This window comes from Blastococcus sp. TF02-8 (assembly GCF_003319175.1).
Lineage (GTDB): Bacteria > Actinomycetota > Actinomycetes > Mycobacteriales > Geodermatophilaceae > Blastococcus.
In genome coordinates this window covers 200,932-226,428 of the sequence record NZ_QOHK01000007.1, presented here as the reverse complement: position 1 = coordinate 226,428, position 25,497 = coordinate 200,932, and the positions used below count along the sequence as shown (strand labels likewise).

Genomic DNA, 25,497 nt, shown 5'->3' with positions numbered 1-25,497 from the left:
TGTGGCGGGCACTGGACGAGCCCACCGACGAGCTCGTCGCCTCCTGCCGCTACGCCGACCGGCGGCACTTCCTCGACGCCACCCGAACCCTGCGCGACGCCCTCGGCTCCCTGGTCAAGGGCTCCCTCGCCGGGCTGTTCGACGACCACACGTCGATCGACGTCGACTGGCGCGCCCCGATCCAATCCCTGTCGCTGTCCCGCCTCGAGCCGCTCGGCGACCAGGCCGTCGGCATTGCGCTGACCTGCCTGAACTCCTGGGGCCAGGCGATGCGAGAGATCGCCGACCCGGGCGACCTGCGCATCGTCATCCGCGACGAGACGTGGCGGCAGATGCGCCTGGGTGCCGAGGCGATGAAGAGCCTGGACGCCAACCTGCGGTTGTCCCGCCGCGACGCCGATGTGCAGATCCTGCTCGCGCACAAGCCCTCGGACATGCTCACCGCCGGCGACGCCACGTCCCAGGCGGTCGCCATCGCCCGCGACCTGCTGCACCTGTGCGACGTCAAGGTGCTGCACGGCCAGGACCAGGCCGTCGCCGACGAGCTCGGCAGCATGCTCGGGCTAACCCCGATTGCCCAGCGGGTGGTCACCGGCTGGGCGATCGCCGGCAAGGGCCGTGCCCTGTGGCTGGTCGGCGACCGGACCTTCAAGGTGCAGACCGTCCTCACTGCCCCCGAGCTGGCCCTGACCGACACCAACGAGGCCCTGACAGGACCTCCGGCATGAGCGGGACGGCGGAAGGACTGGCGCGGGCGTACGCGAAGCGGTGGCTGTGGAAGGTCGCCGCTCCCGTCGCCGTCCCGATGTTCTGCGTACTGACGCTGCTGCTGATCCCTCTCGCGGTTCTCGCCGGTCCGGAGGCATCGACGGCGGGGGCGTCGTCGGCCTGCTCGATCGGCGGCACCGGCGCCACCGTCGCCGGCATCGAGCTGGACGCCGTCCAGATGGGCCACGCGCAGACCATCGCCGACGTCGCCGCCGCGCGGGGGCTGGATGCGTACGCGGCCACGGTGGCGCTGGCCACGGCCTACCAGGAGTCCCGCATCCGGATGCTGGCCAACGACGGCAGCAGCCCCGAACTCACCGCCGAACAGGCCGCGGTGACCGCCACCAGCCTGACCTATCCGCATGACGGGCTTGGCTCCGACCACGACAGCGTCAACACCTTCCAGCAGCGCTGGCTCGCCGGCTGGGGCACCGTCGCCGAGCTGATGGACCCCGTCTACGCCGCCGAGGCCTTCTACGCGCGGTTGGTTGAGGTGCCCAACTGGCAGACCATCCCGCTCACGCAGGCGGCCCAGGCCGTGCAGATCTCCGCCGCCGGCGGCGCCTACGCCCGCTGGGCGCCGCTGGCCCGGGAGCTGACCGCCATGCTGTGGCCGACCGCCCAGGCCGCAGCGGCCGCCCCCGCCGGCGCGGTGGCCGGCGTCTGCCCAGGCCTCCCGGTCCCAGCCGGATCGTGGATCCGGCCCACCGCCGACACCGTCACCTCCGGTTACGGGCCCCGTGGGGGCACCCTGCACGCCGGAGTCGACATCGCCGGCCCCCGCAACACCCCCGTCTACGCCGCTGCCGACGGCACCGTGCTTCGAGCCGAGTGCACCAGCGACTACTGCGACCGCGACGGCAGTCTGAGCCTCGCCGGCTACGGCAACCTGGTCGAGCTCGACCACGGCGACGGGGTGACCACCCGCTACGGGCACCTCTCCGCCTACACGGTCACCGCCGGCCAGCCCGTCGCCGTCGGAACGCTGGTCGGCTTTCAGGGCTCGACGGGAAACAGCACCGGTGTCCACCTGCACTTCGAGGTCCGCCAGGACGGCACGCCGCTCGACCCGGTCCCGTGGCTGGCCGACCGCGGCGTCGATCTGCACGCCTCCGATCCCCGATGAGCCGCCTGGACTGCAATGAGGGAGAAGGCATGCACCACGTGAACGCAGGCGGTCGGCGATGAACGCCGGCCGGGCGCGGCCCGACGTCGGCCCCACCAGCTGGGAGATCCCGCTCGCCGCCGCCCTGGTGTGGGTGACGGCCGCCGCGTTATTGCTGCCCGCCGGCCGCGCAGCCGCGGCACTGCTGGCCGGCGGCGGCTGGGTATGGCCGCACGGGTCGGCCGCCCTGGTTGCCTCCGTCGGCGGCTTGCTCACCGCTGAGCCCACCGCCGGGCTGGACGCCGCGCAGACGGCGGCGCTGCCGCCGTCCGCGGCTGTGTACACCGCCATCGCCGGGTGCCTCGCACTCTTCGTAGGCGGCAGCGGGGGAGCGGCCTGGGCTGGGCACCGATGGCTGACCGGGCGGTCGGGCATGGCCACCCGCGGCCAGGTCGCCGACGTGCTCGGCAGTGATCGGCTGCGCCGGGTCGGCCCCGTCGTCCGTCCCGACCTGACCTCGGCTCGTCGGCGCAGCCCTCACCGCGTCGTGAACACGGACGTGGGATGGCGGCTGGGCGACGCCGCAGTCCCCGCCGCCGGGCAGCTGTGGGTGCCCTTCGATCGCACGACCGGCGTCTACGGCCCGCAGGGGTCGGGCAAGACCCTCGACCTGCTCGCTCCTGCTCTGCTCGATGCGCCCGGCGCGGCGCTGGTCACCCTGACCAAGGCCGAGGATCTGCTGCTCACGGTCGACGCCCGCGCCGCCGGCGACCGTCCGGTCGCCGTGCTCGACCCTTTTGGAGCGGTTCCTGGACTGCCGGAGCTTGTGTGGGACCCCGTCGCCGGCTGCGTGGATCCCATGACGGCCGAGCGCCGCGCCAAAGCATTCACCGCCGGCACGGTTCCCGGTGCGGTCACCGGCGGCACCACCGACTCGGCGGCCCGCTTCTACGCCTTCGAAGCCGCCAAGGTGCTCCAGGGCTACCTGCACGCCGCCGCGCTGACCGGCCGTACCATCGAGGACGTCCTGGAATGGGCCGCTCACCCTCAGGGGGCGACCCAGCCGGCCGACGTCCTGCGCGCTCATCCGCACGCCGCGCCCTTCTGGGACGGGCTGCTGCACGGTGCTCTCCACGGCGACCCGCGCACCGCCGGGAACACCGCCACCACGGTGCAGCAGGCGCTGACCCTGTTCTTCCAGGCCGACATCCGCCGCCGGTGCACTCCCGGGCCCGGTCGGCCGGCCACCGACATCGCTGCGCTGCTGGCCGCCGGCGGCACCGTCTATCTGCTCGGCCGCGAAGATCCCTATGCCTCGGCGGCGCCGCTGATGACGGCTTTGGCCGAGCACGTCCTCGACACCGCCCTCCAGCTGGCCGGCGACGCGCCGACCGGGCGGCTGTGCCCACCGCTGCTGGCCTGCCTGGACGAACTGCCCTCCACCGCGCCGCTGCCCACGCTGCGCACCCGGATGGCCAACGACCGGGCCCTCGGGGTCGGCTTCCTCTACGCCGCACAGACGTGGCGGCAGCTGGTGCTCATCTACGGCGAGGACGAGGCCCGCGCCCTGTTCGGGCTCACCAACGTGCTCGTCGCCTTCGGCGGCGGCAAGGACGGCGGCTTCTACCGCGAACTCTCCGAGCTGCTGGGCAGCACCCGGGTCCGGCGCACCTCCTACAGCTACCGGGGCACCGGATGGTCCCGATCCACCCACGGCGAGACCGTGCCCGTGCTGCGCCCGGAAGAGATCCGCCAGCTGCCGCCCGGCCGGGCCCTCGTGGTCGCGGAGAACGCCCCACCGCTGATCGCCGGGCTGACCCGTTGCCTCACCGGACGCCGCGGCGCGCAGCTGCTCGCCGCACAGGCCTCGGCCCGCGACCGTGTCGCTGCCGCCCGCGAGCACACCCTCAGCATGGTCGAGCGCACCGGTCGCGCGCACGCCGCTGCCCACCGCACAGGTCTCACCCCGGTCGAGCGGGGCCTTCGATGACCGCCTCCCTCGTGGCCATGCCATTCCCTCCGCCGCCGCGGGAGATCCGCCGGGCCTTCGAGCAGCTCCGGCAGGCCGAGGACGCCGGCCTCGAGCCCCCCGGCCTGCGACTGCTGGACCGGCCCTGGGACCCGGCGACCTGCTCGGCTCATGTGCGCACCCGGCTGTGGCCGTGGCTGGACGACGTCGTCGCCTGGCTCAACCGCAGCTACGCCTGGCAGACCACGCAGGCCGTTCCCTCGTGCTGGCCGGCCCATCCCCACCTCGTGCAGGAACTCGCGGTCCTGGCCTGCCTGCGCGCCATTGCCGGCGACGCGGCGGCTCCGCACGCGCTGGAGGAGTGGCACCGCTACGCGTTGCCCGCCTTCCACGCCCGCCTGGCCGAGCGGATCGGCATCGGCTGTCCACCCGGCCGGCACACCGACTGGCCCGCCCGCTCCTGGGCTGCCGAATACGACAGCCCGCAGGCGACCGCAGCGCGTCGAGCGTTGTTCGACGGCGACCTCGGCGCCACCGCGACCGGCCGCGCCCCCGAAGCGGCAGGAGGCCAGTGATGCCCATCGCCTTCCCGTCCGACCGCGGCGACTGGGTGTCGATGCTCGACGGCGTGCGGATCAGCCGCGCCTGGATGGTCCGGCACACTCCAGAGCTGGTGGCCGCCTGGTGCGACGCGGCGACCGCCGAGGGCCGCCGCGCGATCGCCACGCGCATCCTGCAGATCGCCGCCGACCTGGAGAGCGAACCCGAGCACGGCGATGACGACGCAGCCACCGACCCGGCCTGGCGGCAGCTGGTGGCCGGCATCGACGCCCGCCTCGTCCGCGGACCGGACTGGCTGCCACTGGCCGCCGCCCTCGCCCGTGCCGCGGCCGCCGGCTACGACGTCGCTGCTCGGCTGCCTGTGCTGGCCGCCGCCGCTCCGCTGCCCACCCGGCACCCGGCTCGCGAGCTGCACTGGCGGCTGCTCGATGACTGCGTCGCCGCCCTTCCCACGCGCGGCGCCACCGATCACCGCCCTTCGAGCGCACACAGACCGGACGGTCCTCCACAGATGTCCCCCAACAGCCCTGCAGCCCACCGCGGCGACGCAAGCGTCGGCAGAGACAACCCCTGAGAAAGGACGTGCCCCATGGCCGTCGACACGGTCAGCGACCCGCTCGGCTACGCCGCCTCCCTGCTCGACGCCGTCGGCGCCGACAGGGAGCAGGTGCCGGCCGACATCGCACTGGAGTGCCTCTACGCCGCCGAACTCCTCGAGCTCGCCGGCGGACGCGCCCAACCCGTCCCGCTGATCGACGGCGACCCCGCCGCCAGCATCCGCGCAGCGATGGGCGCACTCGGCCTCCTCGACGAGCAGGCCTTCGCCAGCACACCAGTCCTCGACGCCGCGCGGGCCGCCCGCCACGCCCTGCGACGGCTGGGCTGAACGGTGGTCACCACCCTGCGACAGCTGCTCGACGATCTCACCGCTAGCGCCGGTGTACGCCCCGCGGCGACGACCATCGAGGACGCCAGCGGAGCAGTGGCTCACCTAGGCCGGGCGCTGTCCGGACTGGCCGAAGACGGGCTCACCCCCGGCGACAGCCACCGGCAGCGCAACGTCACCGCGCTCGCGGCCGCCTGCATGACCGCCGGCCGACTGTGGCCGCACAGGGGCGGGCCGCTCACCGACCTCGCCGGCGCCACCGCCGACCTCATCGGCCGCGACCGGTCCGTCATGGGCCGCTCCCTCCGCTGGGCGGTCACCGTCGAGGTGGCCGAGGTCGCCGACCAGTGCGCACGGCTCGGTCGCCGTCTGCTGCCGGAGGCGGCAGCTCCTGAGCTGAATGTCGTCCGCCAGTGGGCCGCCACCATTGAGCGTGACGCGCAGGCCGATCCGCCGACCGCCGCGGCCTCCGTGGTGCTCGAGCGTCTGGTTCCCCTGCCTGGCCCGCCGTCAGGAGAGGCCGAGGTGACCGTCCTGAATGCCGCCGCCGGCCTCCTGTCTGCGCTCGACCGTGCACAGCGAGCCGACGACCTGACACTTCGGGACTTCCGTGCTGCCGTCGCCGCCGCCGAGCTCACCAGTCGCTACGCCGCCCTCGCGGCGGGCATGACCGGAAGGGACGCCGGACCGCCGCTGGTCGCCGGGCTGGCCTGGCAACTTGCCGGTCGCGCCAGCACGGTCTTCCACGACGGTCACCGAGGAGCGCCCGGCGACCGCGGAGGCGTCGTCGCGTCGTCGCAGGCGCTCCTCCGCGCCCTGCGCAACGAGGTCGGCGCGCCCGCCGACATGGGCGAGCAGCACGGCCAGAGGACGCCCGCGGACGTGGCCTCGGTCCAGCAGGTCGCGAGCCACATGCCGGTCCTTGCTGACCGCCTCATGATGGCGGTCGAGCACTGGTCCCGCACCGGTCAGCTGTTCGCGAACGCCCGAGACCTGCCACGCATGGAGGCCATGCCCGAGAAGCGAATCGAAGCGGTGATCGCCGGAAGGCACGTGCGGGCCAGCGGCGCCGACTTCGACGACCTCCGGCAGGTCGTCGGTCGGGCTGCTGATCTGTCGACAGGACTGGCCGATGCGCTGAACCGCGTCACCGGGACAGGGGCAGTGGTGCAACGGCATCAAACCGACCGGCGGGACTGGGGAGCGAAGGTGCCGGGCGACGCCGAGCGCCTGCTCACTCGCGCCCGCACCGTCGACCGCGACAGCACGGGGACCCGGCTGCTCCATTCGCCGCGACAGATCCCGCCGTCCCGATAGTCGCCCTCACGCGGGAGGAGAGCCCACTTGGCCAGCAATGCAGGGCCGTTAGACCGGCTGCCAGTGCTCCATGGAGCCTGCATCGTCCAGCGTAAGACCACGTCTTGGCGTCGACGATTCTCGGACGGGGCGGGTGGCGAACCACTCAAGCCTTCCTCCTGGGCAGCCTAGGCACCGGATCTGTCGGAGGGTCCTGAGAGGATTGCTGTGTCGCCGGTCACGGCGCCGATCGAGAGGAGTCTCATGCCTGGGCAGCCGCATAAGCCCGACCACCCGGAGCACCCGGAGCACCCGGAGCACCCGGAGCACCCGCACAGCCCCAAGCCGCCGCCCGGGCCGCCCCCGGGCCCGCCGAACCCGCCGCGTCCGCCGAAGGACCGGCCGGTCGGTTGAGCGCGCGTCCCTGGTGGGAGGAGTTCCCCGGCCGCCTCGAGAACGAGCTCGAGCGCCTCGAGGCGGCCGGGGTTCGCCATGTCATCGACGAGGGCGCACGCGCGGCGGGCGTCGTGCAGCTGCGAGTCACCGCCATCGGTGGTCAGCCGACCGACCTCACTGTCACGTTCCCCGACCTGTACCCGTTCGTCCGGCCGTCGGTCCGTCTCACCGGCGCGGACGCGGCGACGATGACGCACCACGTCCATCCGTTCAGTGGGGACCTGTGCCTGCTCGGCCGAGCGACGGCGTTGTGGCGCACCGGCGACACCCTCGCGTGGCTGCTGACCACCCAACTGCCCAGGACCCTGACCGCCGGTCAGGCCACCACCTCCTCGGCGGAGGAGATCGCGGCCATGTCGGGGGTGGAACAGGCGCAGGCCGAGCCGTGGACGGACTACTACACCTGCTTCGCACCCGGTTCGATGATCCTCGTGGACAGCACCTGGACGCTGCCGGCGGCGGCGACCCAGGGGCGGCTCCAGCTCAGGCTGCACCGCCTGGACCCGGCGGGCGTCGACAATCCGCCGGGTATCGGGTTCCTGCACGGCGCGGCGTTCACCATCGCCGACAAGCACGGTCTGCCCGTCGGCCGGCTCTCCGGCCAGAACCCGGACCGGTTCCCGCTGCCGTACACCGGGCGCTGGGCCCGGTTGAACGCTCCCGTGCACGCCGACACCCCGGCGGCGTTCCTGGAGGCGGCCAAGAAGGTCGTCCCGGACCTGTTCGACGGAGGGTGGCAGCCGGCCCCACGCTCGGCCCCGGGGTGGGACGTGCAGATCGTCGGGCTGACCTTCCCGGAGGAGCGGGTTCACCGGGGCACCGGTGACGGGTGGGTCTTCCTCGTCCGCCTTCGCCAGGGCGGCGCACGTCCGCAGCCGCCGCGAACCGGTGGCCGCAATCGCCGCCCGCAGGCGCCGACCGGGAGGATCACGACCCACCTCGTCCGCGCGGGGTATGCCGGACGGGCCGACATGGCCGACCGGGTCCCCGAGCTGGCCGGCTTACGCGCCCGTCATGTCGCCGTGTTCGGCGTGGGCGCGTTGGGCGGCACGGTCGTCGAACATCTGGCGCGAGCCGGCCTGGGGCAGCTCACCGTGGTCGATCGTGACCACCTCGAGCCGGGAAACCTCGTCCGGCACGCCGCGCACCTGGACATGGTCGGCTGGAGCAAGGCCGCCGTCGGGTCGCAGATCGCGCTGCGCGTCGCACCCGAGGTGATCGTCTCTACGGCGGGGTACTCACTCGGCGCTCCGCGCGCCCAGCGGAGTCCAGACGAGCGCAACGAGATCGACATCTGGAACGACGTCATCGACCAGGTCGACCTCGTCGTGGACTGCACCGCGGAGAAGGGGCTCCAGCAGGCGCTCGCCTGGCTGGCGCGTCGGCGTGGCAAGCCCTACCTCGCGGCGTCGGCGACCAACGGCGGCTGGGGCGGCCGAATCGTCCGCCTGCGCCCGACGCCGGGAGCCGCGTGCTGGGCGTGTCTGGAGTACGGCCTGGAGGACGACTCGATTCCGGACCCTCCCGCCGCACCGGCGACCGCTGGCGTCCAGCCGGTCGGCTGCGCCGACCCGACTTTCACCGGAACGGGATTCGACATCGCCGAGGTGGCCGTGCACGCCGCCCGCATAGCTGTCGCCACGCTGCTGGCCGGCCAACCCGGCGGGTACCTCGACAGCGGCCATGATCTGCACATGCTCGCTTTGCGCACCCATGACGGTGTGCCGGTCCCGCCCGCGTGGACAGGCCTGGAGTTGGCGGTCCACCCATCATGCGGCGGCGAGCACTGACGTTCGGTCGCACCGGACACATCTGGTGGGCCGGTGTGGCCCTGGAGGAGGCGCTCCGCGAAGCGCAGCGGGCGTTCCCGCTGGAGACCGGCGGGCTGCTGCTCGGCTGGTCTACCCGCCCTGGCAGCGTGCTGATCAGCCGAGTCATCGGCCCCGGCCCGGACGCCGCCCACCAGCCCACCTCGTTCACCCCTGACACGGCGTGGCAGGAGGCGCAACTCGCCCAGGCGTACGCGCAAGCAGACCGGCGGCTGCAGTTCCTCGGCGACTGGCACACCCACCCACGAGGCACAGCAAGGCTGAGCAACACCGACCGGGCTACCCTGCTTCGCATCGCAGCCCACGCCGACGCCCGCGCCCCATACCCAGTGATGGCACTGCTGGCCGGCGGGCCGATGTGGCAGGTCGTCGTCCGCCAACAGATCAGCCGGCGGAGGCCTCCCCCCCGCTTAACGCTGCACGTTTGGCAGTAGCCGCGAGCCGCGCCATCACCGACATCGCGAGACAGAACGCGTTTTCGTCGACGGGCGCGATCGACGAAACCTCGGAGCGCGCGACCCGCTTGCTGGCCATGAGCCTCGTGAATGCCAGCGGCTCAACGCGCCCGGCGAGCAGCCCTGGCCCACCACTGTGACCCATTCCAGGCCTAGCCCGAGCTGACGCCAGCCACGATCGTCGTGCCCGGGGGGTCCTTCGGTCGGCGTCGCCGAGACCACGCGCGGAGCGAACGCCCCGGCGAGGCCGACGTGTTCAACCCAGAGGCGAGCGGATGCCAATCTGTGCCGACGGATCCCCGGCCTTTCTGGCCAGTCGAACAACCGAAGGCAGTTCCGTCCGACCAACTGTGATCATGTGCCGCTCGCCGAACCATCACCGGGAAAGACCCTTTGGGCGAGTTGCCTCACGGCACCTGTCCCGTAGGGCTGTCCGTGAATAACTTTCGCGTGTAGGCGTCGGGCGGGACGCTCGTTCGGGAGCAGCCGTGCTCCTGCGAGGCACCGAGGTGTTGGAGTCGGCGCCGAGTACGGCCTTGTGGACGGTGCCGGGCGGCACGCCGAGCACCTCGGTGACGCGGTCTATGTGCGTCAGCCACCGGCCGGGTGACAGGGCGGCAATGATCGCGCCGGCCTCGCGCAGTGCCGCATGGATGTCCGAGTCGCTCCTTTCGTGCGAAGCCGAGCCGATGCGGGCGGCGAGCAGGATGTCGGCGAGGCTGCGTGAGGAGTCGATTGCCGTCCGCAGCCCGATGGCGCCGTCACGGTGAACGAGGTCGGCGGGATCGAGTCCCTCGGGTAGGGCGAGGCGCCGCGGGGCGTCACCGCGACTGGTGAGTTGCCAGTAGATGCGCTCGGCGGCGCGCTGACCGGCCAGGTCGTTGTCGGTGGCCACGAGGATGCCCGGACCGTCGTCGCGGATGTAATGGCCGAGGAGGTCGGCCTGCCGGTCGGTGAGGGCGGTGCCGAGCGTGGCCACGCCGACGGTCTGCCCGGCGCCGGCCATGGTGAGGGCGATGGCGTCCAGCGGTCCCTCGACGAGAGCCGGAATGGCTTCAATGGCGAGCGCGGCTCGGGTCTCGTAGAGGCCGAACAGGTGCTCGCCCTTGCGGTAGAGGTCGGTACCTGGGGTGTTGAGGTATTTGGGTCCGGCGCGTCCGTCGTCGGCTGCGGTGGGGTTGCGGCGGGCGATGAAGCCGACGATCGCCCCGTCGGCGTCGTGGATGGGAAAGGTGAGCCGGTCGCGGAACCGGTCGATCAGCGCACCCGTTCGGGCGCGCTGGGCCAGTCCCGTACCGACCAGTTCGGTATCGGTGGCGCCGAGGCCACGCAGGTGATTCACGAGCGCCGTCCAGCCGGCGGGGGCGTAGCCGGGGGTGAAGCGAGGATCACCGGCGAGGTCGGTGCCCAGCCGGTCGCGCAGGTAGCCGGGTGCCCAGGAGGTGGAGCAGCGGTCGGTGAAGAAGGCGGCGGCCTGGGTGTTGAGTTCGATCAGCCGGTCGCGGCCAACGACGGCGGTGGCCCAGAAGTGCTGCTCGAGCAGGTAGTCAGCGTCGTCGGCGGCCTCGACCGCGCCGGTGAGGGTGAACGGGTCCGGTGTGAGGTACCGCGGCGGCGACGCCGGGGGAGGGGTGTGGTAGTCGGGGTCGAGCGGCGCGTCCTCGTCGCCGGGCGGCACCTCCGCCAGGCCGATGGCGGTCGTGGGGGCGGGCACGGGCGGCAGCAGGTGCGCGTCGTCGGGTGGCTGCAGATCGGCCGGCAGGGGTTCGGGGTGGTGCACCGGGGCCAGGTCGGTGAGGGCAGCGATTCGGAAGACGAGCGCCTCGGCCAGCCCAGTCGCGTCGGCGGTCACCGCGGGTGGCAGCCCGGCGAATGCGGCGGTGAGCAGGTCGGCGGGGGACCAGCCGGTGCGGATGCCGTTGGTGACCGCGGCGACCAGCGCCGGCCACGCGGGGTCGGCCAGCACGCGCCCGGCCTGTTCGTCGGGCAGCCGGCCCAGCAGGGTGGCGCACCAGTCCGGGCGCGGTCCGGCCGCGCCCGGCGCCGCGGGAACGGTGGCCGGGGCAACGTGGGGCGACAGCCGCCACCACAGGGCCGCGGCGGGCAGGTCGTCGGGCAGGGGGCGCTGCGCGGCGACGGCGGCGAGCATGCCGGCGGCATCGAGACCGGCGCGGTCGGCGGCGGCCAGCCGGTCGGCGAGGACCGGCCAGTGCTCGTCGCGTCGGATGCGGGGGTCGATGCCGTCGGCCAGCGCTGCCCACACCGAGCTGTCCCGGGCGGGAGCGGCGGCGGTCACCGCCTCGTCGAGTCGCGTCTGGGATCGGCGTTCCGGAGCCGGCCGCCGAGGCGGTCCGGTGGGGCGCCGGTCGCTGTCGGGAACGGCGAGTGCTGCGCGCCAGACGGCGAGATCGGTCCGCAGTGCCTCGTAGTCCGGGTCCAGCAGGCGCTGAGCCCAGACCGGTGCAATGGCCGCGGTCATCTCGATGACGGCGGAGGCGACTCGTGCCGCGCAGGTAGTGACGTGATCCGCGCGGGCGGCGAGGTAGGGACCCCACTGCGGATCGTCGGCCAGGGCGGCCGGGATACCGGGCAGCCACGGCAGCGGGCCGACGGGGCCGAACTCGGGCAGCCGGTGGTCGAGGACGGCAGCGGGGTCGTTCGCCGTCTCCAATTCCCGCGCTTCCACCGTCGTCCTCAGGGCGGCGACTGGGTCGGCACCGGTGAGTGCGAGTAGCGCCAGGTGTCCGCGCAGCGCCGGCCACGCCGGCGCGCTGCTCAGTCCCGGGTGCAGGCGCTCGGCGGCGTCCTCCAGTTTCTCTGCAGTCGCAGCATCCAGGCGGTGGTCGGCGGCGACGCGTAGCGCGTCGGCGTACCGGGTGGCGGCGGAGTGCAGCTGCTCGGCCGGGTCGGCCAGCGCCCGGCGGGCGCCGGCCGCGGAGGTCTGAACGCCGTCACTGGCCAGCATGCCGGCCAGCAGGTCGGTGGCGGTGGGCGGGAACACGGCTGCGGGGGTGACGATGCTGTGCGGATCGCCATCGCCGACGGTGGCCACATACAGGTGGTTGGCGGCGCGCCCGCGGGAGAGCGCGACGTAGAGCAGCTGTCGCGACTCGCCGCCGGTGAGCACGGTGTGGCAGACGTCGGCGGTGACGCCCTGGGCGCCGTGCACCGTGGTCGCGTAGCCTAGCTGCACGTGCTCGGCGACGTAGCCCGCCGGCAGGGTGATCCGCCGTCCGGTGCCGGTGTGAATCACGTCAAGGGTGCCGTCCCGGCCGACGGCCCGGACGGTGAAGCGGTCACCGTTCTTCACCCACTCGGTGGCGGTGATCGGCAGCCGTCGGTTGTTGGCGCGGGTAATCACCGGGTCCCCGGTCCCGGCGCGAGTGCCGTCAGCCAGCTCGACCTCTGCACCAGGGGAGGAGGCGGTGCCTGCCAGCCGGTCGGCCCGCGCCCGCTCGTTCAGTTGTGTGACCAGGTCCCGGGTGGCGGCCAGCAGCAGTGCGTCCATGCCGCGGGCGGAGTCGGCGGCCCAGGCGGCGTAGGCCTGCTCGGCGCAGGCGGCCAGGTCCCCGACGTGCACTCGGCCGGAGTCGAGGTAGAAGGCAAGCCCCAGGGTGTCGCCGTCCCGGACGGCGACGGTGGCCGCGGCCTCGGCCGGGTCGGTGAAGCGCACCAACTGGGTGAGGGTAACTGCGCCGCGGTTGGCGGCGATTTCGGCCAGCACGCCGCCGGCGGCGACCGAGGTCAGCTGCTGGTGGTCGCCGACCAGCCGCACCGATCCGCCTCGCCGCAAGACGTGCTCGACGGCGCGCGCCAGCTCGCGGGTGCCGGCCATGCCGGCCTCGTCGACGACCACCAGCGTAGTCGGCCCGATGTCGGCCACCCAGTCGGGTGCCTGTCCGGCGTCGAGGCACCAGATGAGCTTGGCCAGCGTGTCGCACGGGGCTAGCAGGGAGTCGCGCAGCCCGGCGGTGGCCACGGCCGACGGCGCCAGGCCGAGCACCGTGCCACCGCCGGCCGTCCAGGCGCGGGCCAGGGTGGCCAGCGCGGTCGTCTTGCCCGCGCCGGCCGGGGCCAGAGCCAGTTGCACCCGGGTGCCACTGCCCGCGAGCTCGCGGACCAGCTGTGTCTGGCCGGGATTGAGTTCGGCGCCGTTGGCGGTGGATTCCAGCAGCGTCAGCTCCACGGTGGCCGGATCGGTACGTCGTCCGTCGCTGCGGCCGGCGGCGGTCAGCAGCAGCGCCTCGGCATCCAGCACCGCCTGGCTGGTGTAGAGCCGAGCACCCGCCACGGTGTAGACGCTGGCACCGTCCGTGCGGCGCAGCTCCGGGGGCTCGACCACCGGATCCGACTCGCCAAGCGGAACAGACAGAGCAGGGGAAAGCACCCCCTCGGTGACCCGGGTGACCGCGGCGTCCACGTCATCCGGTGCCAGGGCGGCGGCCCGCACGACCCGCTCGGCCTCAGCGCGCACGTGCCACACCTGCCAGGTGGCCCGCGCCTCCGAGACGGTGTCCAACACCCGGACGGCGGCCGACCGGACCCAGGCCTCGGTGAGCCCCGGGCGCGGGGACCCTCGAGCGCCCAATACGCGGCCGAGCATCCGGGTGATGCGGTCGGTGCCGCCGAGGACGGCGGTGGCCTCCCGCCGCCAGGTGGCCCGCTGCTCGGCTAGGGAGCGAGGGTCGTGCTTGGGGCCACGCGTCTCCAACGTCGCCTGCTGCGCCAACGCGATCGACTCCACCGCCGTCGGCGGCCGGCCGTGGTCGCGTTGAAAGTCGCCGGCCAGCACCGCGCGGCGAGCGTCGATGTCCCGACGCCGCGACGACCATGCCGCCTGGAGTCCCTCGTCCATACCGGCGATCTCCCGCACCGCCCGCCGTCCCGGCTGAGGGCCAGGCCGGTCGGCGAACCGGAGCCCCAGTCGCGTGACCAGGTGTGCCTCCAGCCGGGTGTCGTAGCGCTCGGAGGCGGCGACGGCGGCCTTGTGCAGCACCCGCCCGTCCAGCGCCCGCCAGTGCCCGTCGGGGGTCTGCACCTTGTTGCTCACCGCTACGTGGCTGTGCAGATCGGGATCGCCGGCGCGGGAGTCGCGGTGGGCGAACACCGCGGCGACCAGCCCGGTGGTCTCCACTTGCCGCACCCCGTCGGTGCCCAGCCGGGTGAAGCATGCGTTCTCCTCCAGCCACGCCATTGCGTCGGCGACCGCGGCGGCGTGAGCGGCCTCGACCTGCTCGGCCACCGCCCGCGGTGCCAGCGCCCACAAGGCTGACACCGACTTGACCGGGGAGAAGGTGAGGTCGTAGCCGGCCACCGCCGTCGTTGCCGGCCGTGAGACCCGGGCGAGGAACCCCGACAGCTCGCGGGCGTCGCGCGGTGCGCGGCCGTAGGCCTCGGCGAACATGGCGTGGCCGAGGGCGCTGCGGATTCGCGCGCGGTCGCCGTCCGGAACCGGGGCGGTAGCCGGCTGTCCGCGGGCAGTGTTGAAGGCGGCGAGCTCCTCCGCACAGCGGGCTCGAAAGCCATCGACTTGAGGAGTGAAGACGTAGAAGGCCCGCCCCAGCGCTCCTGCCGCCCGCGCCTCCTGCGGCGTCTGTCCCCGGGCGAGGGCCTCCTTCGCCAGCCGATCGGCGTCGGGGTGTCGCCCCTCGCCGAAGAGCGCCTTCATCTGCTCTTCGGCGACGGGCTGACCGTCGCTCACTCCGCTGAGCCCGGCCAGGCCGTTGCCGGTCCACCTCCCTGGGGATTCGCCGCGCTGGGAGTAGTAATCACACAGGCCGGCGTGACCCCGTTCCGTCGCGTCGAAGGCTGCCACCTGCCGCGTCAGGTATGTGTAGCCGTCCCCGGCGGTCAGCTTGTGCAGCGTCATCACGGCCGCGGACCGTAAGGGGGTGGACTCCACTGCGGCTGCCGCACTTCTCCAGTAACCCCGTGGCGCGCCGCGGGACCGATCCGCCGCCGTCCGTCGGCCTACAGGAATTGCTGGTACGAAGCCCTGGATGTGCGACCAACCTTGAGAAGGCCTCCCTTATGCACCTGAGTCTTGCCCGGAACTCTTGGGCGGGAAGTGCCGCACCATCTCGCTGATGTTGAGACGACAGCCACTGAGGCAGTCGAACTCTGTGGGATCTACGAAGGCACCCGCCTCGTTCCAGCCGACCGCCGCACGTTCCCCGCAGCGAGGGCAGGACTCCCAGGTGATCCACTCACTCCAGCTCACCGCCACCCCACCGTCTGTGGCCCCAACCGCGGCACATCTTTACCCGTCGCGTGCGGCCGAACACACCTCAGGCCACCCGGACTCGGGGGGGCGCGGTGGGCACTCGTCACCCGCCCACGGCCCGTCACGGAGCGAACGACCGAAATGCAAGACGTGTGTGGCACTTGATCTTGACGTTCTCCAGTGACCTTGCGAAGCCGGCGCTCGCTGGCCTCCGGCGAGCACGTCGTCGAGGGGGCATGTCGGGGTGACGCGCACGAAAATTTTGGACGCAGGTGACCGAGCGCAGAACCGGCCGCTGCCTTGGCCTTCGCCAACAAGTCGGCGCGCGGCACATATCTCTAGAGGTCAGGGGCTCCCCAGCCAGGCTCGGGCGGCGGTTGCGTGGGGGCGCGTCTCCCGCAGCACCGGTGCAATCTCAGCCAGCCGACGAGGAAGCCGATCGAGTCGTCCGGGTCGGCAAGTTGGGCGGTCCCTCCTCACCGGCGGAGCGCCGCAAGAGGCCGAAACCCGCGTCGCGATCGGCTCTTCTGTGAAGCGGTAGCTATTGATTCAAGGTGCACTCGACACGAGCTTTTCTCGCGAGGCCAGCTGCTTAAGGTAATCCTTTAGGGCGTCATCGGGGTTGTAATCGGGCTGAGGCTCGATGCATTGTTCGAGAATTCCCAAGAAGCCGAGAGCGGCGAGATGCCACTCCTCTGGCCCGTCAGGACCCGGAATCATAATCTGCCTATTGACGATATCGGGAGTTAAAGACTGGCGGAGTCCCAGGCCCTCAACGACGGATGCCCCAACGGCAGCAAGCGTTTCGTACGAATTGATGTAGCTCTTCAGGCGAAAGCCGAACATGATGGACATGTCGGCGTAAAAATTGCTCATGCGCTCAATAAAGACTCGTTCAGCAGCTTGGAGGGCATCGCGGACACGTGTGCGCGCCTCATTATCAGACAAAGACATCACGGTAGCCGTCAAGGCAACGTAAGTGCGCCATTGACTTGAAGCGACAACGGCATTGAAGTTCTGTCGTGCCGCTCTTCTCACCGTTTCGCGCAGGACACGACGACGGCCCTCTTCGGTGCGCAGTTCTTCGATCCGTTCGGCGACGATACTCCGCGCCAATCGGATGGTCTCCTCATCGAACGCGGCAGTTCCTTGCCAGCTTGGCCCGGCGAGATCGCACAGCAGGTCGACGTAAAAGTCTTCCTTCTTGTCCCATTCGCGGTACACCGATGTGCGAGACACTCCAGCTTCTTTGATGACCTGGTCCAAGGTCATGCTTTCCAGACTGACGGTTAGTCCGCCGGCGCGATCTACGAGCCGCTGGGCGGCGTCGAGCATTCGCCGCCGAACCTTGGAGACGTACTCATCCTCGTCCCCGGCTGCCCGCAGGACTCGGGAGCGCTGCGGTGCTGCCACGTCATGTCTCCTCAGGTGTCGCCCCCGAAAAGGGCACAACGGCTCGCTCTACACCTTGCTCCGCGTGAACACAAGTTTCTCCGGGCAGGCACGCCTTGATCAAATGCTCACCCACCGTGTCCCCAACATGGGGAGATCGGCATCTTAAGTAATCATCTGTACCAACCTGGGACGCCGTGTTGCAACTGCCGGACGTGCGGGTAGAGTGACGCACGTCACGCAGCCAGGCGAGACGGCTGCTCCGGGCGGCGTCACCCGGACAGGGGCGACCGCCCCGCCGACGAGGGGAGGGGGTGAAACGAGTGAGCAACGGCCGATTTGACACCTAGGACAACAACCCGGACGCGTGGGTTGGCGTCACGGAGGGCTTCCACCGCGACACCAACCAGCAGATCCAGGACTTCATCGTTCAGGACAAGCAGGCGAACGAGAAAATCCACTTGGGGATCGACATGGACGGGAACGAGGTCTTCAGGACCCCGTGGCACCGAGGCTGATTCGTCGTCCGTAGCAACGGAGGACTGGGGCGGGCTCGTGGAGTGTGACGAGCGCTCGTCCGCAAGACCAGAAGGCCCGGGCCGTTCACGCCGGCCCGGGCCTTCTGTGCTTCATTCTAAGCACGCCAGCTTGGGGTCATTTCATGATGTGGACGGGTGTGCTCCGTCCCGCATCCCGCAGCCATTGGCCGCCCGATACATTGCCCGGACCGACCGACCGCTGCCTGAGAGGGAGGAGCGCGATGAGCCAGGCCGGTGATGCCGACCTGACGGTCCGTCCTTCACCGAGTGTCATGCAGCACGCCGTCAGGCTGTTGGTTCTCCTCGACGGATGCGGCGAACCGGTCGTGCAGGGCGACCCTGACGGGTGCGTCGCGGTAATTCGGGCAGAAGTACGCCTCCAGGCCCTCGACTTCTGGCTCAGGAACCCCGACTACCTCGCGGGCGAACTCCTCGCGATGGTTGAAGCCGGTGCGCTCCCCGCTGACGAGTACGTTCCGGTGATCGAGAATCTACTCGAGAGTCCCGAACCGGACTTGCACTGGTACCCGATGCCGCGATGGCACCACGGCGCATATGAGGCCATCGACGATGCCTTCTCCATGCTGTCCGCGTACGGACTTGCGCAGGTGCGCCGCAAGGGCAACATCCGGAAGACAGCCCGCAGCCAGTTCTTCTTGACCGAGGCCGGCCGGGCTGCCGTCGACGACCTGAGGACCGAGACGGTCTTGTCGTGGTACACCGACCAGGTCAAGCTCGTGGCCCTGGTCGCGGGCTCGGACGTGGGCAGCAAGCTGAAGCAGCGCCAGTACGAGCAGGCCGAGTACGCGCGCACCGAGCTCGGCACGAACATCGCGCCTATCCACGCCGGAGTTCGTGAACGCCTGGACGCGATGAAGACGACAATGGCGGGCAGCGCTACCGGCGCAGAAGGATTGTCATGACCATCCTCGGTAAGGCGGTCCTCGCTGAATTGCAGCGCCGCGGGGTAGAGATCGACCCAGACCTCATCGACAAGGTCCTGCTCGACGCGGACGTGTCCTCGACGGCGTCGCGGGGCGTGCCAGCCCGATTGCGTGTCCGCCGCCTCCAGGTCACCGGCACCAAGCACTACTCCGAAACGCCGGGCGAAGAGACCGAGCCAGCCGAGCTGAAGACCGCGCCCATCAACCTTAACTGGACGCCGGGCGACGGCGTGAACGGGGTGGGCAGTGAGAAGAACCTTCGCGGAAAGTCGTCGGTGCTGCACCTCACGATATGGGCGCTGACCGGGCGCAGCCATCTCCAGGCTGACGTCGCCTCCTGGGTCGACCACGTCGACGCCGAGTTCCACGTCGACGGTGTCCCGTTGTACGTCGAGTTCGACGTAACCGACGGTGTGCCGGGCGGGAAGGTGGAGCAACAGCTACCCTCCGGTGGCCGGACCGTCCTCGGGACGTTCGCCGGCGAGGCCGAGTTCGAGTCCGTTATGGGATCGGTCATGCTCGAGCGGCTCCGCCTCGACGCGATTTCGGTGTTTTCTAACGGTGTAGAGACCGAGCACGCGTGGCCCTCCTACGCCGCGGCCCTGACCGTGCACGCCGACAAGCTCGACCCGATCATCGGCAACGAGAACACCCTGAAGACCCGCATCCTGCAGATGTTCGTCGGCACCAGTTGGGCGCCGGTTGACGCGCAGGTTGCCACCGCTCTGAACTCCCGGACGTTCGAGCAGGACGAGCGTAAGACTCAGCGCCAAGCGGCGGCCTCTGTAGCCGCTGCCGCCCTGGAGCAGGCCGAGAATCGGGTAGCGGCCGCGAAACAGGTCCTTGAGGAATTCGACCCGGAGGACCCCGACGTCGACACCGTGTTCGCACTCGCGTCCGCGGCTTCCGAGCGGGCCCGGGAGGCGCACAACCTGTCGCTGCAGCTCATGACCGCCGACACCGCGGCCTCCGAGGTCCGAGCCCAGCTCCGGGTCGAGGAACTTCGTCAGCAGGCCGCCGTCGAGGACGCTGTCGCGCGGCGGCTGTTCAACGGAATGACGCCGACTGTGTGCCCGCGGTGCTCGACCAGGGTCGACGCGGAACGGTACGCCGCCGAGCCGACGACGCACGAGTGCTCCCTGTGCCTTCACGAGCTCGAGTTGGACGAGCACGTGACCTTTCCCGAGCCAGGCAGCGGCGGCCCTGGCGGCGATGCTACTGAGGCAGACAGCACCACCGAGGCCGACGAGGCCGTCGATCCGCTCGACGCGCTGCGAGTTGCGGTCGCCGACGCCGAACTGGGCGTCTTGGGCCTGCGGGAGAAGTACCGGGCCGCCGAGGCGCAACGACGCGAAGCCGAAGACGCGGCAGTCAAGGGTCGGGAGAAGATCGATTCCGCCCGTGCGCGCCTGAAGGCAGAGCTAGAGCTCGCCCGGGCACAGAGCGCGCTCGACACTCTCCGCGATGCCGTCAACGGGCGGCCGGTCGCGCCGGTCGCGGACGAAGCGCTCATGGTGTTGGGCGCGGCGTCGGACCTGACCAAGAGGTGGGTCAAGGACGACCAGGGGCCGCTGCTGGAGTCGGTCTCTGGTGCGATCGCCGCACTCGCTCGACGATTCGGGTCCACCAACATCACGTCGGTCAAGCTCAAAGGCAACGGCAACATGGATGTCCTCAAGGGCGGCGCGAATACCACCTACAGCGGCCTGACCAACGGGGAGAAGCTGCGTATCAAGCTGGCGGCCGTCATCGCGCTCATCGAGCTCGGGCACCGCGATGGCGTCGGTCGTCACCCGGGCCTGCTCTTCGTCGACTCGCCCGCCGCCGAGGAGATCCCCGAAGCAGACCTGAAGATCATGCTGGAGGCCATGACCGCGGTCGCCGAGGAGACCGATCTGCAGATCGTGGTGGCCACCACCCACGGCCCGATGCTCAGCGCCGTCCTCCCGGATACCAACCTGCTTGTCGCCACCGGGACCGACTTCGTCTGGTGAACCCGATGTCCGCCCCCCGCTGTACATAGTCCACAAGCGCGCGACCGTGTCGACGAGGAGACGCAGTGCCGGATCGGCTCGATCCAGGTGTCATCATCGCTTCGCTCCGGGCTGCCTTCACCGGTGCTGAGCCCCCCGAAGATCTGCTTCAGCAGCTCGGTGGGTGGGATGCGGTCCAGGCTGTCGCTCCGACCCTGGTCGATGACCCGCTCCTATTGCCTGTGACGGCTCTGCTCGCCCGGGACGCCTACGCCGCGGCAGGGGCCGGAGAAGATCTTGAGGCGCTCAGGCCTGCCGCTACTGCGGTCGCTGCCGCTGTGCTCGACACGGCCGACCCGGGCATCTTTGCCTCCGGCGTGGACCTGTTCTGTGGCGACGGCATCCTCTCTCGGGTCGCCGGGGAACCGATCGCAGCCCGCTGCCTGACGTTGGCGGCACCCCCAACCGGTGAAGAGCACGGACTCACTGAGGCGTCCGTTGTTCGCCGCGCCGTCGCCCTTGAAGGAGCGGCCCGCCTCGCGGTCAGTGGTCGCGGTTCGAAGAACAAGCTTCTCGGGCTGCTGGAGGACGTCCTCGAACCGCAACCCCGCAGGTATGCGCAGGCCGTAGCCCGGACGGTGGCGATGGCGTTCGACCATTGGTCGCCCGACGACGAAGTTGCCGACGTCATCGACATCCTGACTGGTGTCACCTCGCCGAGTTACGACCAAGCCCCGGGGCGTGAGGTGTTGACGCGCAACGAGGAGTTCCGCAAGGACGCGGCGCCAGATGCCGAGTGGACCCTCGCGAACGTCGCCGTAGCCAAGGCGCTACGCCTCACCACGGTGGCGGACATTTGCGTGGCACTCGACACCGCGCTGGAGCACCTGGCAACCGTAGTCGCGCTCGACGACCGCGATGATGCCGAACTCCTACGTGCGACAGTCTTACTTCTGCGCAAACTTCTCTCGTCACTGCCGACCGGGGACGGCCCTCACGACGCCGCGACTTGGGACATCGAGCTAGCCGACGCGCAAGCACTCGCTGCCCGCGCGACGGAGTTCACCCTCGATAGACACGGGCTCAACCACTGGAGCGGCGACCGGAAGGTAGCCGTCCTTCAAGGCTGGAGCAGGTTCGCTGACGACCTCGCGTTCCTCGGTGATCAGCTAACCCGCGACAGCCTTTACGCCGCATCGGTGGTGCTGGACGACATCACCTCCATCTACTCGGCCTCCCGTGCCTACGAGCTGACCACCGGAACCCACGAAGCCCAGAACGTCGTCGCGGTCATTCGTCCCGCCATCGCTAGCGGGTTCGCAGCACGAGCCGGACTTCTGCGACACCTCGTTGACCACACCGACATCCTGAAGGGCCGGCTCGCTAACGCTGAGGGCACCGATGAGGCCGATGACCTGCGGGCGCGGCTGGCGACCGCGGAACAGGTCCTAGAAGCAGCTCAAGCGAGTTTCGCTACACCGCCGGAGCCGTCGGGAAAACCGCCCGAGCAGGCGGCGAAACTCCCGCCCCTGCTGGCTGACCTTCTCGGCCCCGTCCCCGCGGTGGCCGAGGCTCTCGGAGGCGTGCCCGAAGAAGAGCTCGGGCGTCTCGCGGCAGGCATCGCCGACCTGCAGGCCGCCACCGCCCTCGACCCCGACGTGATTGTCACGGCCACCCGGAAGCGGATGCTCGCAGCGCTGGCGAGCGCCGAGGACTTTCGCGACGACGTCGTACCCGCTGTTGCCGCCGTGCTCGACCAACTCATCAAGTTCGTCAGGCAGCGGCTGAACTCCCAGGAGTCATGGAAGGGCTACCAGTTCGATCCGGACGCGAACGAGCACGACCTGCATGTTGACCTGTATGAGTGGCTGTGCCAGGGCCAGTTCGGCAGTTTCACCAACGTCGAGGTTCAGGAAGTCGGAGCCGGCCGGGTAGACATCCAAATCCAGTTCTCGGGATTCCACTTGTATCTGGAGCTCAAGGTCGACGACACAGCGGTCCCCGTCGACGGCAAGGCTGCATACATTAGGCAGACCGCTTCGTACCGAGCCTCCGACGTTCGCATCGGATTCCTTGTTGTGCTGCGCATGACTCCGCCGAAGGACAAGTCACCGTTTGAGCACTTGACCGAGTACGTGTCACACACGACTGTCCCAATCAAAGGCAGCGCAACCGAACGGCACGTTGTGATGCTGGAGATTCCCGGCAACCGAACAAAGCCCTCAAGCGTGCGCTGACGTATGTACCAGCCCGTCCTTAGCGGAGGCCTCGGAGCCCCCCACGGAGTCAGCGGGTGATCACCGAGCGGATACGGGACCGGTCCATTCGGGTCCAAAGCTCTCCCGGGCACTCACCCTTCAGATACTTCGGCGATGGGTGGGGCAAGCCCAGGTTGGCCGCCGGCGCCTGGACCCGCCTCATCGTCGAGGTTAATCGCCTCGTCTTGAGGCGGGTAGGAGGGTAGAAAGCCTCCGAGCCCACGGTCTTGCGACGGCTGTCGGAATCGGCCGGGACATGGATTCATGCCCAGTATCCGACAAGGCATGAGCACGCCGCCGGAAGGAATTTGGAGTCAGGGGATCCACCATGGCGGGTATTCAACTTGTGGGGTCGATGCTTGCATCGGCCCATCCGCGTCCTTGCGGTCTGTGTGGGGACGTTCGGCGGCTGTCCCGAGCGCACGTTCCGCCACAGGTTGCAGGCAACGCGGCGAGCGTCCTTCGCGCCCCCGATGTGATCGACGGCGGCGTGCGCAGGGCGGGTCGTTGGAGTCAAGGTGGCATGTGGGTTCGCGGCCTGTGCCGAGATTGCAACAGCCTTGCAGGGATCGCCTACGACCGTGCGTACGCCGACTTCGCTGGTCAGGTGGCGCGACTCACAAGTCCCTTGGCAAGGAGGCTAGCGGTGATTCCGGGCGAGCCGCCTGGCGTGCGCTTCGCCCCAGGCTTGGTTGCGCGCTGCGTGCTATTTGGAATGTTCGCCATCAATCCCCGCCTCCGAATCCTGTTTCCCGACCTAGCCGCGGATCTGCGTAAGGAAACTCCTGCCGGGGCTGGTCCAGTGCGCTGGCCGGATCAGTTGCTGTTGCGGGTGGGTCGCAGCCATCCGTCACTCCCGCGCGAAGGAGTGTTGTCGAGCGGGGTGTGGTCGATGCGAGTACTGACAGAGCGCGTAGTTCACTTCTCTTTCGGCGACATCGTCTTTGCACCACTGGTGTGGAGTCTGGTGCCGGCACATTCAGGCAGCGAACGGGACGGACTCGGCCCCCAGATCACCAAGAGGCTTGGCGATGCCAGTGGATGGGTGCATTATGGACCAGACCGAACATCGGTCGATCTTCGCTCCCTTACTCGCACGTTCCCGTCAATGGCCCATCCGCTTCATGTCAAGATGGACGACTGGGTTGAATTACTGACCCGGGATGGCAGTGATGCGGATGCGGTGATGGTGTTCGGCCGTCTTCCCTGACGTCGCGAACTCAGACACTCTCAGCTTCGCCCCGACGAACCAGGCGTTCACCGGTTCGATGGGCGCCCTGGGTGTTCTTGGTGCCACCGTGGTGGCCAGTGGCGGAGGTCCGGTGCTGGCTCACTCCCACAGCGTGTTGCCCATGCGGATCGCGGCGTCGCGGCCGAGGGCCGGCATGGCTGTGCGTTTCCAGGTGTTCCGGTTGCAGCCGGTCGAGCCGGTGGTGGCCGATGCCCGGATGCAGATGCAGCCGCACGGTGCTCCAGTGTCCTGGCGCGGACCTTGCGCGCCCGCGATGTTGTTCAGCCAGTGGCCCAGCCACTCGCCGACCGAGGGTGCGCGCCCTGCCGCCTCCCCGGTCCCGGCGTCCCGACTGGCCTCAAGAGCGCGGACCTTGGTCACCACGTCGCCCCGCCTGGCGCCCGAGACGGGGCGTCGGTCGCGCCGTCCGTTCTCCTACTTGCCCATCGACACGAAGCCGTGCCACTCCGCGTCCTGGTAAATGGAGGACTCGCCGCTGGCGCGCTGTCTCTACGGCACTCTCCGACAAAGGGCCTGAGCCTGGCCTCCATCCTCCGCGCGCATCGGCTCCTCTCCCGCGCTCTACGCGTCGCCTCGCAACGCGCCAAGGTCGCCCCGAAGCGTTGCCACACTCGTCGATCCGCCCACGGTCAAGACGCCGGAGACCGCCCTGCCGCTAAGCGAGCATGAGGCCAGAAAGGTGATGGCCGCTGCGCGGACGCGTCGCAACGCCGCCCGCTGGACCGTGGCGCTGGCCGTCGGACTGCGTCAGTCCGAGGTGTTCGCCCTGCGGTGGAGCGACGTCGAGCTGGACTGACAGGCGACCCAGACCTGCTGAGAGGCGCGCCACTCAGACTCAGCAGGGTCTGCCGCCCACTTTCTCACAACTGTGGGCGACGCCAGCCTCCCTGGCGAGGTCGGCTGGGTTGGGATCGACGCCGCCCATGGCCGCCGCACCGGCGCCCCGCCGGCCCACGGGCAGGATGGTGCGCTTCTGCCCACCTTCGAGCTCGAGCGCCAGGGCGGCGTAGATGGCCAACACGGCAAGAGCGAGGCCCACCCACCCCGCAGCTGCCTTCCAGCCCGCGGCGTTGGTCAGCTCGTAGCCGCCGGTGACGAGGAAGCGGACGCTAGCCAGCCCCATCACGGCGGCCGGTACCAGCTTGCTACCTACGGCCGCGGCGGATGGCACGAGCAAGGCCAAGCCTGCCGTCAGCAGCAGCACGCCGAGGCCGGCGCTGACCGCGCCCGGCGGCGAGGTTAACGTGGTGAGTCCAATGACGGCCCACGTTCCGGACAAGACGCCCATCCCCGTCGCCGCCACCGGGTCCCTGGTGAGCAAGCCGAGCACGCAGGCGAGGGTCTGGAGAGGCACCGTCGCCACGATTGCCGTGAAAGCCGCCACTCGGGCCTGCGACGGCGGTATCCACCCCAGCTGTACCGCGGCGAACATCGTGGCCAGCGCCAAGAAGCCCAGGGGAAGCGGCGTGGCCAGCGGCCGGAGTACGACGCGCGTCGCGGTCGACCTTATCAAACGGGACCGTTCATCAGGAACCGGGAGAGCCGGTAGGCGCCCCAGCCGTCCGTGTCGCGCGTGGACGCTCAGGCAGGC

Annotated in this window: 16 protein-coding genes and 1 pseudogene; 13 read left to right on the top strand and 4 right to left on the bottom strand. The window is 70.3% G+C overall.

The window, feature by feature from the left end:
* The 9 genes and pseudogenes from DQ237_RS15295 to DQ237_RS15255 all read left to right on the top strand — a co-directional run.
* Positions 1 to 728, top strand: a pseudogene (locus DQ237_RS15295) (ATP-binding protein); the annotation flags it as partial.
* Positions 725 to 1,894: a M23 family metallopeptidase gene (locus tag DQ237_RS15290; protein WP_113800989.1), complete on the top strand. Its 1,170-nt coding sequence runs from the start codon at positions 725 to 727 to the stop codon at positions 1,892 to 1,894. The pseudogene DQ237_RS15295 and the gene DQ237_RS15290, both read left to right, overlap by 4 nt.
* Before the next feature lie 58 nt (positions 1,895 to 1,952).
* On the top strand, positions 1,953 to 3,863 hold the full coding sequence (locus DQ237_RS15285) for a type IV secretory system conjugative DNA transfer family protein (RefSeq protein WP_113800988.1): 1,911 nt from the start codon (positions 1,953 to 1,955) through the stop codon (positions 3,861 to 3,863).
* 17 nt (positions 3,864 to 3,880) lie between these two features.
* Positions 3,881 to 4,417: a hypothetical protein gene (locus DQ237_RS15280; protein ID WP_240619660.1), complete on the top strand. Its 537-nt coding sequence runs from the start codon at positions 3,881 to 3,883 to the stop codon at positions 4,415 to 4,417.
* On the top strand, positions 4,417 to 4,977 hold the full coding sequence (locus DQ237_RS15275) for a hypothetical protein (protein ID WP_113800987.1): 561 nt from the start codon (positions 4,417 to 4,419) through the stop codon (positions 4,975 to 4,977). The genes DQ237_RS15280 and DQ237_RS15275 overlap by 1 nt, the downstream gene beginning before the upstream one ends.
* A 15-nt stretch (positions 4,978 to 4,992) precedes the next feature.
* Positions 4,993 to 5,289: a hypothetical protein gene (locus DQ237_RS15270; RefSeq protein ID WP_113800986.1), complete on the top strand. Its 297-nt coding sequence runs from the start codon at positions 4,993 to 4,995 to the stop codon at positions 5,287 to 5,289.
* A gap of 3 nt (positions 5,290 to 5,292) precedes the next feature.
* Entirely contained in the window at positions 5,293 to 6,606 is a 1,314-nt protein-coding gene (locus tag DQ237_RS15265) for a hypothetical protein (RefSeq protein WP_113800985.1), read from the top strand.
* 389 nt (positions 6,607 to 6,995) lie between these two features.
* Positions 6,996 to 8,831 carry a ThiF family adenylyltransferase gene (locus tag DQ237_RS15260; RefSeq protein ID WP_113800984.1) on the top strand — a complete coding sequence of 612 codons (1,836 nt, stop codon included), beginning with the start codon at positions 6,996 to 6,998 and terminating at the stop codon, positions 8,829 to 8,831.
* A gap of 35 nt (positions 8,832 to 8,866) precedes the next feature.
* Positions 8,867 to 9,304, top strand: coding sequence for a Mov34/MPN/PAD-1 family protein (locus DQ237_RS15255; RefSeq protein WP_166509638.1), 438 nt, complete (start codon positions 8,867 to 8,869; stop codon positions 9,302 to 9,304).
* Between the two features lie 397 nt (positions 9,305 to 9,701).
* Here the strand turns inward: DQ237_RS15255 and mobF are convergent, their stop codons facing one another.
* Positions 9,702 to 15,194, bottom strand: coding sequence for a MobF family relaxase (gene mobF / locus DQ237_RS15250; RefSeq protein WP_240619664.1), 5,493 nt, complete (start codon positions 15,192 to 15,194; stop codon positions 9,702 to 9,704).
* Positions 15,195 to 16,097: 903 nt separating this feature from the next.
* Positions 16,098 to 16,961: a TetR/AcrR family transcriptional regulator gene (locus DQ237_RS15245; RefSeq protein ID WP_147251835.1), complete on the bottom strand. Its 864-nt coding sequence runs from the start codon at positions 16,959 to 16,961 to the stop codon at positions 16,098 to 16,100.
* Positions 16,962 to 17,700: 739 nt separating this feature from the next.
* Here DQ237_RS15245 and DQ237_RS15240 point away from each other — a divergent pair.
* From DQ237_RS15240 to DQ237_RS19490, 4 genes are all read left to right on the top strand, one after another.
* The gene (locus DQ237_RS15240) at positions 17,701 to 18,402 is read left to right on the top strand and encodes a hypothetical protein (RefSeq protein WP_113800980.1); all 702 of its coding nucleotides are present in this window, start codon (positions 17,701 to 17,703) and stop codon (positions 18,400 to 18,402) included.
* Positions 18,399 to 20,417, top strand: a complete 2,019-nt coding sequence (locus DQ237_RS15235; protein ID WP_113800979.1) for a hypothetical protein — start codon at positions 18,399 to 18,401, stop codon at positions 20,415 to 20,417. Before DQ237_RS15240 ends, DQ237_RS15235 begins: the two co-directional genes overlap by 4 nt.
* A 65-nt stretch (positions 20,418 to 20,482) precedes the next feature.
* Complete coding sequence (locus DQ237_RS15230) at positions 20,483 to 22,633, top strand: hypothetical protein (RefSeq protein ID WP_113800978.1); 2,151 nt, start codon at positions 20,483 to 20,485, stop codon at positions 22,631 to 22,633.
* Positions 22,634 to 23,300: 667 nt separating this feature from the next.
* Entirely contained in the window at positions 23,301 to 23,864 is a 564-nt protein-coding gene (locus tag DQ237_RS19490; protein ID WP_147251834.1) for a hypothetical protein, read from the top strand.
* Positions 23,865 to 23,984: 120 nt separating this feature from the next.
* On the opposite strand, the gene DQ237_RS19485 is transcribed toward DQ237_RS19490, so the two are convergent.
* Together DQ237_RS19485 and DQ237_RS15220 are read right to left on the bottom strand one after the other, a co-directional pair.
* Entirely contained in the window at positions 23,985 to 24,269 is a 285-nt protein-coding gene (locus tag DQ237_RS19485; protein ID WP_166509637.1) for a hypothetical protein, read from the bottom strand.
* A gap of 472 nt (positions 24,270 to 24,741) precedes the next feature.
* Positions 24,742 to 25,353 carry a hypothetical protein gene (locus DQ237_RS15220; RefSeq protein WP_147251832.1) on the bottom strand — a complete coding sequence of 204 codons (612 nt, stop codon included), beginning with the start codon at positions 25,351 to 25,353 and terminating at the stop codon, positions 24,742 to 24,744.
* Positions 25,354 to 25,497 lie beyond the last annotated feature (144 nt).